This is a genomic window from Fibrobacter sp. (assembly GCA_024398965.1).
In the GTDB taxonomy this organism is placed as follows: domain Bacteria; phylum Fibrobacterota; class Fibrobacteria; order Fibrobacterales; family Fibrobacteraceae; genus Fibrobacter.
Window position 1 is genome coordinate 188,686 of the sequence record JAKSIF010000003.1, and the last position, 10,835, is coordinate 199,520.

Sequence of the window (10,835 nt, forward strand, 5' to 3'; positions counted from 1 at the left end):
TACGAGCCGTTTACGAACCAGTATTTTCGCTTGCCGCAGGGGGCTTACTCCTTTGTTTCACGCCTTTCTTCAAAAAGGACTGTCGGCGAAATTTGGAACTCCATGCTTGAAAGTGGTGAAGGGGATATTCCCGGACAGGGCGAAGTCATTGAAATGCTTGCCCAGCTTTACCAGGCGAACATGCTGCTCTATGACGGTGTTGAAGATGGAACAAAACTTTTTGAGCGAGACAAGAAACGAAATCGCAAAAAAGTCAAGTCCACCCTGCTAAACATCTTTTTCCTTCGTATTCCCGTTTTTGATCCGGACCCGCTTCTGAATCGGCTTCGTTGGCTTATACGCATCTTAATCAGCAAGCCCATGTTTCTTGTTTGGCTCGCGACAGTCTTTGTTGCCGTTAAGTATGGGATTGAAAACTTCGATGCGCTCAAGGATCAAAGTGCAGGCTTCCTGTCCCCATCCAATATCGGCTGGGTGTATGTCTGCACCGTTTTTGTAAAGCTGTTCCATGAATTTGGCCATGCAAGCATTGTCAAGCGGTATGGAGGCGAGGTTCATACGCTTGGGGTAATGTTCATGCTGCTAGCCCCCTTGCCCTATGTGGATGCCACGGCAAGCTGGTCTTTTCGCAAAAAGAGGCATAGAGCCTTTGTTGGTGCTGCAGGAATGCTATTTGAATTCTTTATAGCTTCGGTGGCACTGATTCTTTGGGCAAACCTTGGCGGAGGTACGGCAAGGGCTCTGTGCTACAATGTCTTTATCATCTGCTCGGTTTCTACAGTCCTGTTCAACGTAAACCCGCTCATGCGCTTTGATGGCTACTACATTCTGACAGACTTGCTGGATATGCCGAATCTGCAACAGCATTCCGCAAGGCATTTGCAGTATCTTTTGGAACGTTATGTCTTTAGAAAGCGTGATGCGGAGCCAGTTGCCTTTTCCGTAAGCGAAAAACTGATTTATACATTCTATGGAATCGCAAGCGCAATTTACAGGTTCTTCCTGTTTGCAGGTTTTATCGTCGCCATTTCAGCCCATTACTTGATTCTTTCCTTTATCATGGGAATTCTTCTGTGCCTGACCATGGTGGTCATTCCTGTGGGCAAGTTTATCAGGTATGTTTTTTGGGGGCCAGCCCTTTCAAGAGTCCGAAACAGGGCTGTCTTTGTAACAATCTTATTCTTCTCGGTGTTGCTAGGAATTCTGTTTGGTCTGCCTGTTCCTGACACGTTTACCGCCCCTGGAGTATTGGAGGCCCGTCGCTATGAAAATACAATTGCCACCGAGGGCGGCTTTGTCAGCAGGGTTTACAAGAACAGCAACAGTTCTGTTAAAAAGGGGGATACCCTACTGTTGCTTCGCAATAGTGAATTGCAATATGCCATTGATGGAAAACGAGCCGAAATTCAAGAAGCAAAACAAATGTACAATCGGGCGCTAAGTGAAGCCCCGGAGAATATGTCACCGTTGAAAAAGAGGATTGCCGTTTTGAGGCAGGAGTTGGCCGAACTTGAAAAGAGCAAGCGTGAACTTGCCTTGATTGCGGGTATAGACGGTGTGTGGAGTGCTCCCGGAATCGAAGACTATGTTGGGCGTTGGGTTGGAAAGGGTGATTCCGTCGGGATTTTACTTGACACAACTTCCTTTGACTTTTTGGCTGTGGTAAACCAGGAAGAAGGAGCTAGGTTGTTTGAACAGCGGCCCATCCGCATTTCGGTCCGTCTGCATGGCGATGTGTTCAAGGAATTGCAGGTCGTTTCTGCAAAGGCAATCCCCAGCGCCCAGGATCGACTGCCTTCCAATGCTCTTGGGTGGTTCGGTGGCGGCGATGTCGAAACAAGGAGCGACGGAACGTCGGAACAGACTGCGGAGCCTGTTTATTTACTGCGGGCAGAACTGCCAGATTCCGTTGGTGTTCGTGGACTGCATGGCCGGACTGGTAAAATACACTTGTTGCTGGGCTACACACCGCTAGCCACGCAGGGCATTCGCAAGATTCGCCAGGCTTTGCAGAAATACTATAGAATGTAATGGACTTGACACACGATTACAGGCTCACTTCGTTAAAGCACGTGGAAAAAATCCCCGTGGGTATTGATGCCTTCGTGTTTAGGCTTAAGGGCCGTTTTAAAAGCCGTTCTTCTATCATTCGGAAAATGCTGAAAACGGCGCGCAAGGTCGATGAACAAAGCAAAAATTTTTCGACAAAAAATGATTCTGAACTGAAAGAACGGATTGTCCACTTGTCGGAACTCTTCAAGCGTCCTGTCACTGATTCCGTTTTACGTGAAGCCTTCGCCTTGATGCAAGAAGCTGTTGTTCGCACCATGGGCTACAGGCCTTATGTTGAACAGATTGCGGGAGCCTTGTGCCTTTACCATGGCTATATAGCGGAAATGTCCACCGGCGAAGGCAAGACAATCACTGCTGCCATGTGTGCCGCAATCCGTGGGCTTTCTGGGCAACCTTGCCATGTGATTACCGCCAATGACTATTTGGCTGGTCGTGACGCCCAAATCATGAAGCCGCTGTACGATTTTTGCGGAATTACCGTGGGTGCTGTCACCTCGGCAATGAAGCCAGACGAAAGAAAGAACGGATATTCTGCTTCGGTTACCTATTCCACGGCGAAGGAAGTTCTTGCCGATTTTCTACGGGATCGTATAGCCATGGGCAAGATGCAAAACTTTTCGAAGCGTCTTCTTGATAGATTCAGCTTGCAAGGTGGTCAGTTTGGAAAGGGCGTCGTACAACGTGGACTTTGTACTGCCATTGTAGATGAGGCGGACAATGTGCTGATTGACGAGGCCGTGACCCCGCTTATCATATCCCGTGAAAACAAGAACGAAGGCTTTAACGAAAGTTGCAAAATCGCTTTCGAACTTTCAAAGAAAATGAGGGAAGGTGAAGATTTCCTTGTGGATGGAAAACTTCGTGCAATCCATTTTTTAAGGGACTTTGAAGACATGCAGGAAGACTCCTCGATGCAGGGTTTTTCAAAGGCCGCTTTCTTGAAAGACCTTGTTCGGCAGGCTCTTACAGCTCGGTATCTTTTCTTTGCTGGGCGACAGTATGTTGTAGAAAAAGGCAAGATTGTGATTGTCGATGAATCTACTGGGCGAAAAATGCCAATGCGTTCCTGGAACGGGGGCCTCCACCAGATGATTGAACTCAAGGAAGGTCTAGAACTTTCAGGTCTTAAGGAAACGGAGGCTCGAATGAGCTTTCAGAGATTCTTCAGGTTGTACAGGAATTTTTCCGGCATGACCGGTACTGGCAAGGAGGCTCTTGGTGAATTCTGGACGATTTACGGAGCGCCTGTGTTGTGCGTTCCAAACCATCGCCCCTGCAAACGTAAAATTTCACGCATCCGCACATATTCAAAGAAAAGTGCCAAACGAGCAGCCATTGTTTCGGAAGTCTTAAAAATCCATAAGTGTGGGCGTCCGATTCTGATTGGAACCAAGGACATTGACGAAAGTGAAATCATTGCAGAAATGATTGCAGCAAAGGGTCTCGGATGTCGCATCATCAATGCGGTTCGCAGCGATGACGAAGCTGCAATTATTGCCGATGCCGGTCAAATGGGTGCGATAACGGTGGCTACAAACATGGCTGGCCGAGGAACAGACATCAAGATTCCCGCACAGGTAAAGAAATTGGGTGGTCTCCATGTGATTGCAACCGAGTGCAATCCGTCGTCACGGATAGACCGCCAGCTTTTTGGCCGCGCAGCAAGACAAGGGGACCCGGGAAGCGCGAGTCACTACGCAAGTTTTGAAGATGACGTGCTACGCAGAAATTTGCCGGGAACCATATCCGCAATCTTTAGCCGCCTGGGGTTGTTTTCTGCCTTGGCTGTTCGTTGGGCTCAGTACCGTGCCGGACACAAGGCTTACCAGAACAGGTTGGCTGTGCAACGAACGGACTCCTGGCTGGAAGATTCCCTGGGATTCAGCGGAAACGACGTTGGTTAATGTAAGTTTTTACCACCAGAGCTTTAGACGCAGGTAGTCGATTGCCTGATGCGAAAGAATCCACCAGAGAGTTCGCTTTCCGGCGAAAATCTTCGCGATGCCGGTCATGCCGGGGCGAAACCACTCCGGTGTATATCGAACAAACTCGCCACGTACGGCAAAGGTATTTTCCTGATCCTTTACTGTTGCTGTCGGACTCATGAGGGTTGTCCTAAATCTATACACGTAGTCCGGGTGGCTCTTGATTCCCATCAGGCCTTCTCCGCCAATTTGAACGTTGTTTACTTCCAGTTCGCTTACATCGGCTTCCATGTATATATCCTTAATTGAAGCCATCTGGAAAAGTTCACTGCCTTGATTTACGTGGGCGCCAATCCTTTTTTGCAGGTCGCCTTCTATGATAACGGCGCTGTCCGATTCGCAACGGATTACAGAACGGTTTAACTTGTAGCGTACAGTCTTGAGCCTGGCCTGAGTCTGGGCGAGTTTTGCCTGTTGGATTCGCAAATCAGCAAGTTGCTTGTTCGCCTGGGCTTTCTGGATTTCCCTTTTGTTATCCTGCTCCTGTGCAAGCAGGTCTGCTTCTTCCAGCATTAAATCCTTCTGGTCGAGCCTCAATAGCTCATCGCCCTTATAGACGATGTCGCCTGGCTTTACGTTTACGCTCTTTATGAATCCATCAAACGGAGCGCTTATGTAGGTGATGTGGTCTGTCTTTAGCATGGCCGGAGAACTGACCCTGTATTCTATCGGGACGAGCGTAGCGAACAAAACGAATCCTAATAGAAGAATGCCGATAAGTTTTGCCCACGTATGTTCGTGTCCAAGCAACTTTGCAAACGCGCTCCTTATTGCATGAACGAGCCTTTTGCCAAACCATCCGCTTTTCTTGTGAAGCTCTTCTAGCCTTGCACTTACAAGCGAGGCTGTAAGATATATTTGCGTTGCTTCATCATTTCCGAAAGGTTTGGACGTTCTTTCACATGTAAGAATTGCAATGGTATCGTCACCCCGACGCACAGGCACAGAAAGCAAATTACCCGCACCATGGGTCTTGCTGTAATATTCGTGAACATGGGTTACTATGGAAGAATCTTCAGCCTGCGCTGGATAGGCGATGTTTGCATCCTGTTCGTATGCCTCTTCCATGGCATTTTCAAGGTCTCGGACCACCTGCATCTTTTTTTCAAAATGATCCGTATGGCTTATTGCGGCAAGTACAACGTAGTCGTGCTTGACCATGCCAAGGCTCACTCGTTCTGCATGGTGCCGATCTGCAATTTCGCCAGTAAGCGCGAGACTAGCCGTCTTGAAAGTTTTTGCTTCTCCCACAATCCTCACGACATCCAGCATCTCGCTCATCTGCCCAATCTTGGAACTCGTTGTTTGCAACGCGTTCTGCAAAGCCTTGATAACGGCGTTTGGGTCAAATTGAGGTTTTTCTGGATTTTCTTTAGTCATGGGCATACGAGTAATATTTGGAAAAAATAAAAAAAATAAGGGAAACACAGGGATAGAATTTTTACATAAAACCCAGTTTCAAAGAGTTATCAAAGATTGTCTCACCTAAACATTGATAGCTAATGAGCTAAATTTCAAAGAAATCTTTTTTGCGATTTGCAAATTTTCGCACATCGTCCCAAAGTTTTGCAGAATTAAGTAAGCACCACTACAGGACGTGTACAGCGTTTTTTTTAGTTCATCCAGCTAAATTACTTGTTTATTCCCAAAACGCCTGTACAACGCTTTGCAAGCTGCTGTTTGCTTGTTCTACGTAATTACCCTTAATTTTTTTCTGCAGGGCACTATGAGTTGAGTATGAGGATTTTTTATATAAAAGTTTTCTATTCAATATCTGAGAATAGTTATTACTCATACTTCTACTAACTAATCATTCTCCTACTACTTCTACTACTATATAAGGCTTGCAAATTTTTGTTGCGACCCGTTGCCAACTTTTGCCAGTTGCAAAGGGCGTTTGCATTTTGTTGCTAATCGCTGCGATTTGCAAAACAATCAACAAAAAAAAATTGAGTTCCCTAAGGAACCCAAAGGATTATTATGCCAAAACTCAAAGACTGTCTCAAAGTCACTTTGACTGGACTTGAACATCTGTATCTTTTCCCTGCAGAGCAAGCAGGCCATTCCGTACGATTGCAGCGCATTCCTCCGGAGAAAGAACAACCTCCCCGCGAATCTCCTGTGCGTGACGTTCCTTTATCGCCTGCCAAAGCTCCGGAGTAAATAACTCGTCAATATCCATGCCAGTTTCCAGGAGGCGCTGGCATACTTCATAGCTGGGCGTGGACTTGCCTTTCTTCCAGGCAGTGATGCTTGAGGCGTTCAAGCCCAGCTCTGCAGCCAGGCTGTTGGCGTTACGATTTGTACGGGAGAGAAATTTTTCGATGTTCATGCAACAAATTTAAACAAAATTTGCATAATAGTCAAATAATTTTTGATAAAATTTAATTTCCCTCTTGAATTTTTGCATAGAAGTGAATAAATTTTGTAAAGAAAACAAATAAGTTTGAATAATATGCAAGATAATTTGAATACAAGGCAACAGAAAGTTTGGCAGGTCGGCATTACCGAACAGGCCAAGCAGGCGCTGATGGAACTTTCCAAGCGAAACAGGGACAAGGGAGTGCCAACCACTCAAGGTATGATCGCTTCCGCTTTGATTTTAAGGGCCTATGAAAATGGCGAATCCGTTCTGGGCTAAGGTTTCATTCAGTGACTTCATAAAGCATTTCCGTAAAATGACGGACGATCAAATCGTCGCCGATATCAAGGAGTCCATGGACGTTCTTGAGGATGCTATTTCCGATGGGACCAGCTTTGGCGCGTTCCTTGTTCGCATTTCCCAGGAAAGGATAAAGCTACGTGGCGAAGTGAACAGGGCAAACGCACTTGCAGGCCATGAAAAAGCAGGTCATGAAATCAGGAATCCAAGGCCACCAAAACCACAGCCCAAGTTTCCATCAAAGGAAGATCTTTACGATTTCTGCGCAGAGAGTTCACTTGATGAATCGCTTGCGCGTGAATGGTTCGAAATAACACTCAGTAGAGGAGGTAAGACGCGAGAAGGAACGATAATTGAAAACTGGAAGGGTGCAGTCACGAGATATGTGGAAGCGCGACTGAAAAATATCGAGAAGGCTACCAAATGAAAAATTGAATCCAAAATATCAACGAATCAAAACAAAAAAGGTAAAAAATGTCGAACGAAATGATTTCTCAAAGCCAGGGCACCAGCGGAATGCTGGTAGATACAGGTTTCATGATGAGCTTGAGCGAACTCAAGCTGCGCGCAAATATGGTGGGACAGCTCAAGCGCGAACTGATGGTGGATAAGGTCCACTTCGGTACTATTCCGGGCTGTGGCGATAAGCCCACGCTCCTGAAAAACGGAGCAGAACTCCTGTGCATGGCGTTCCGTCTTGCAAGCGGAACCCACGCGGACATTAACGATCTGGGTAACGGTCACCGCGAATACACCGTCACGACCACGCTTACCAGCGGTGGCGAACTTGTGGCAACTGGAATCGGAAGCTGCAGCACCATGGAAAGCAAGTACCGTTATCGCGGAAGCGAGCTTGAAAATACCGGAAAGCCTGTTCCGAAGGAATACTGGAACAAGAAAGACCCCTCGACCCTTGGAGGCAAGGGCTTTACCGCGAAGAAGGATGAAAACGGTCGCTGGATGATTTTCAAGAAGGGCGACAAGAAACTTGAAAATCCGGATATTGCGGACGTCTATAACACCGTCCTGAAGATGGCCTCGAAGCGTTCGCTCATTGACGCGGTTCTCAAGGCAACAGGCGGAAGCTGTGAGTTCACCCAGGACCTTGAAGATACTGTCGAGAATGTCCCGATGGATCAGCCGCCGGAATATTATGGCGAAGAACCGTTCCAGAATGCGGCTCCCCAGGCGCCACAGCAGGAACAGGCTGGCGACCGCAAGACAAAGTTCATTGGCGTGTGCAACAAGATGAACCCGCCTGCAATCAAGGAGGCTCTGCGCAGATTCAACTGCGAGAAGCTGGAGGACCTTAACGAAGGTCAGCTGGACGATTTCTATCGCGAGGCGAAGAAGATTGAAAACGATATGATGCAGGAGGTGAATTTCTAATGGAAGCGACAATCAAGAATGCAGAGGCCAAGATGATTAACGAAAACGTTGAAGAAGCCGTTGAAATCCAGGTGATTGAAATTGAAAATCCCAATGCCGTTATGCTTGTGGACGAAGGAAAGCAGTTCGTAATCAAGACGGACTGCAAGGACCCGGAAACCCTGTTCATGGATAAGGACAATTTCCTTCCCATGATTAAGCAGGTCAAGAAGATCGCGCGTGGACTTGTTGCAGACGTGCATACCGAAAATGGCTACAAGGCTCGCAAGGCTTTGAACGCAAAGCTCGCGAAGCTCAAGAACGCCATCGAGGACGAAGGCAAGAAGGTCGCTGCAGCGCTCAAGGCGAAGCCCAAGAAGGTTGACGAAACCCGTCGAACCATCAAGGAAACGCTGGAAATGCTGCAGGAGGAAACCATGGCTCCGATCCGCGCAATTGAGGCGCGCCAGGCGGAAATCGTGGATATTACCAACCTTCCTGCAACAGCCATCGGCTGTGACAGCGTAGGCTGTCAGCAGGTGCTTGAGGCGATCAGCAGCCACGAACATGATGCGGACTATTGGGATGAAAGCTATGCCGAAGCGATGGACGCCATCAAGGACGCTAAGCGCCAGGTTGAGGGCATCAAGGCAAGCGCTGAAAAGCAGGAAGCCGAACGTGCCGAACTTGAAAAGCTGCGCGCCCAGCAGGCTGAATTTGAAAAGGCCGCGAGGGAGAAGGCAGAAGCCGAAAAGCGTGAAGCCGAGGAACAGCTTCGCAAGGCACAGATGGAGGCGCAAGCCGCCAAGCTGGATGCAGAACGCGCAAAGCAGGCTGCAGCCGAAGCGGAGAAGCTGACCCACGTTGACTGTGGCGAAGCGGATGCCAGGGCTACGCGTGAATCCATGCTTTTCCCCAGCGATGAACAGGAATATAAGCGTCTCGTAAATCGCGAGGTGCTTGAGGACTTGCAACGTTATGGCATTGGCGAAGAACTTGCCAAGCAGCTCATAACGGATATCGTTCATGGCAAGGTGCGTCACCTCCGCGTGATGTACTAGACTCAGGACGACACCTATAGCAGGCGCGTTTCCGGTGCGCGATATCACCGGATTTTTTTTCTGACTAAAAAATCAAAACCATAAAAAAAGAGGTATGACCATGCACTATGAATCCCGTGCAAAATTTGATGAAACTTTCGCCAACGTCGCAGGCGTAACAGCAAGCGAGATGAAGGCCAGCTTTGACGAAGTACAGCAGGCTTACAGATGGATCGAGGCTGTTGCCGCTGAATGTACGAACGTCGCGCTTGAGGGTAGGATTCGCTTTACCATTTTCCATCTGGACGGGGAGAGGCTTGTCGAGAGGGAGTATTTCACTTACGAACATAAGGAAAAGGTTTCGTGGAACAAGATAAAAAGCATAACATAGACGAACGTTATGTGCGGGAACTGGAGCGGACTGTGGCCCAGCTCAAGGAAGAACTGCGCATTGCGAACGTCAACTGTTCCGTCAATGTTCAGGAGAGGAACTGTGCCCTTTCCAGTCTCGCAGAATCCAAGGATGTGAACAGCATCCTTGACTTTAGGAATTGTCAGCTTCACAAACTGGCTCTCCATGCGTTGCACGCTTGCTTTCTCTGGAGAGCAAGATTTCTTCAAGTTACGCTGGAACAGTTTGAGAAGCCCGACGCTAAAATGTTACGCCATCGAAATGAACTCCTGGTTTGGAGTGCCATTTTCGAGGATGCATGGAAAAGGGACGTGAAGAAATTCCGTTCCTTTTTTCCACAGGACTTTATGAGACGCATGAGAATGCGTCACAATCTGGAGAGCGTGAGCCATGGATGATTTTGATAAGGAAATTTGCTCCATCATTGCCATGGTTGACGCAAATAACAGGCTGGAGTGCCTGCGTAAGGTCTATCGAGAGACTGTACTTGAAGATGGGGAAGGGAAGAATATCCCGCTGGAGCGAAAACAGTTCGCTGTGGCGGAAAGTCTCACGAAGGGCTACCTGGAAGCTGCCTTTCGTCTAGGCGTTCCTGTGGAACGTCTTTTGAACGGGCTTATGATCAATTTCACACTGCCTTTCGTGGCAGCGATCCACAAACTTGAAACGAAGGAAGGCGAAGAATGACTGCGGATGAACTTCTTACAAAGACCGACCTGGAGAAGGCTGTTTCCACCTTGAAAAACGAGCTTTTAGACTCCATCAGTGCTATGATTGGAGGCGGAGCTTCAGCCGGGAGTCGTGTTCTCAACGTCAAGCAGGCGGCAGAGTACCTCAAATGTGCAGAGGATACCGTTAGAAAGCGTGCTCAACGTGGTGAAATCGCCTATTCAAAAGACGGTCGCGACCTAAAATTCTACATTAGCGATCTAGATGAATACTTGCGCTCTAAAAGGATTATGTCGGTTGATGAGGCTTCACAAAAAGCGTCACTTCTGCGTCACTTTAGATAGGTGCAAACGCTCTGAAACCCTTATAAATAAAGGAATCTAGCGAAATTGGCATTTTAATGAACAATTATAATCCGAAACGGTAAAATTAACAGTTAACAATTAACAATTAACAATTTATAGTAAGGCGGCGGAGCCGCGATAAAACTTCATTGTTCATTGTTCATTGTTCATTATTCATTTCTATATGAGGTAATATCATGAATTACAATGATGAAGCAAAAGAAAATTTCAAGGCTCTCGCCAAGAACCCGTATCCTGGTCGTGGCATCGTCCTCGGCACTA

At 47.6% G+C, this 10,835-nt stretch carries 12 protein-coding genes; 10 read left to right on the top strand and 2 right to left on the bottom strand.

Translation table 11 applies throughout. The annotated features are described in order from the left end of the window. Positions 1 to 102 precede the first annotated feature (102 nt). Positions 103 to 2,031, top strand: coding sequence for a hypothetical protein (locus MJZ26_02630; protein MCQ2104665.1), 1,929 nt, complete (start codon positions 103 to 105; stop codon positions 2,029 to 2,031). After that, positions 2,031 to 3,977 carry a hypothetical protein gene (locus MJZ26_02635; protein ID MCQ2104666.1) on the top strand — a complete coding sequence of 649 codons (1,947 nt, stop codon included), beginning with the start codon at positions 2,031 to 2,033 and terminating at the stop codon, positions 3,975 to 3,977. Before MJZ26_02630 ends, MJZ26_02635 begins: the two co-directional genes overlap by 1 nt. Before the next feature lie 9 nt (positions 3,978 to 3,986). On the opposite strand, the gene MJZ26_02640 is transcribed toward MJZ26_02635, so the two are convergent. Both MJZ26_02640 and MJZ26_02645 read right to left on the bottom strand, forming a co-directional pair. After that, complete coding sequence (locus MJZ26_02640; GenBank protein MCQ2104667.1) at positions 3,987 to 5,438, bottom strand: efflux RND transporter periplasmic adaptor subunit; 1,452 nt, start codon at positions 5,436 to 5,438, stop codon at positions 3,987 to 3,989. Between the two features lie 628 nt (positions 5,439 to 6,066). Beyond that, positions 6,067 to 6,390 carry a helix-turn-helix domain-containing protein gene (locus tag MJZ26_02645; GenBank protein ID MCQ2104668.1) on the bottom strand — a complete coding sequence of 108 codons (324 nt, stop codon included), beginning with the start codon at positions 6,388 to 6,390 and terminating at the stop codon, positions 6,067 to 6,069. A 123-nt stretch (positions 6,391 to 6,513) separates the two neighbouring features. Here MJZ26_02645 and MJZ26_02650 point away from each other — a divergent pair, with 123 nt between their 5' ends. From MJZ26_02650 to MJZ26_02685, 8 genes are all read left to right on the top strand, one after another. Beyond that, the gene (locus tag MJZ26_02650) at positions 6,514 to 6,699 is read left to right on the top strand and encodes a hypothetical protein (protein MCQ2104669.1); all 186 of its coding nucleotides are present in this window, start codon (positions 6,514 to 6,516) and stop codon (positions 6,697 to 6,699) included. Then, on the top strand, positions 6,671 to 7,147 hold the full coding sequence (locus MJZ26_02655; GenBank protein MCQ2104670.1) for a hypothetical protein: 477 nt from the start codon (positions 6,671 to 6,673) through the stop codon (positions 7,145 to 7,147). Before MJZ26_02650 ends, MJZ26_02655 begins: the two co-directional genes overlap by 29 nt. A gap of 47 nt (positions 7,148 to 7,194) precedes the next feature. After that, on the top strand, positions 7,195 to 8,109 hold the full coding sequence (locus MJZ26_02660) for a hypothetical protein (protein MCQ2104671.1): 915 nt from the start codon (positions 7,195 to 7,197) through the stop codon (positions 8,107 to 8,109). After that, positions 8,109 to 9,149 carry a hypothetical protein gene (locus MJZ26_02665; protein ID MCQ2104672.1) on the top strand — a complete coding sequence of 347 codons (1,041 nt, stop codon included), beginning with the start codon at positions 8,109 to 8,111 and terminating at the stop codon, positions 9,147 to 9,149. The genes MJZ26_02660 and MJZ26_02665 overlap by 1 nt, the downstream gene beginning before the upstream one ends. A gap of 94 nt (positions 9,150 to 9,243) precedes the next feature. Further along, entirely contained in the window at positions 9,244 to 9,519 is a 276-nt protein-coding gene (locus tag MJZ26_02670; GenBank protein ID MCQ2104673.1) for a hypothetical protein, read from the top strand. After that, complete coding sequence (locus tag MJZ26_02675) at positions 9,492 to 9,938, top strand: hypothetical protein (protein ID MCQ2104674.1); 447 nt, start codon at positions 9,492 to 9,494, stop codon at positions 9,936 to 9,938. Before MJZ26_02670 ends, MJZ26_02675 begins: the two co-directional genes overlap by 28 nt. After that, positions 9,931 to 10,227, top strand: coding sequence for a hypothetical protein (locus MJZ26_02680; GenBank protein MCQ2104675.1), 297 nt, complete (start codon positions 9,931 to 9,933; stop codon positions 10,225 to 10,227). Before MJZ26_02675 ends, MJZ26_02680 begins: the two co-directional genes overlap by 8 nt. Continuing rightward, positions 10,224 to 10,553 (top strand): helix-turn-helix domain-containing protein, encoded by a 330-nt coding sequence (locus MJZ26_02685; protein MCQ2104676.1) that lies wholly within the window; start codon positions 10,224 to 10,226, stop codon positions 10,551 to 10,553. The genes MJZ26_02680 and MJZ26_02685 overlap by 4 nt, the downstream gene beginning before the upstream one ends. The last annotated feature ends 282 nt before the right edge of the window (positions 10,554 to 10,835 follow it).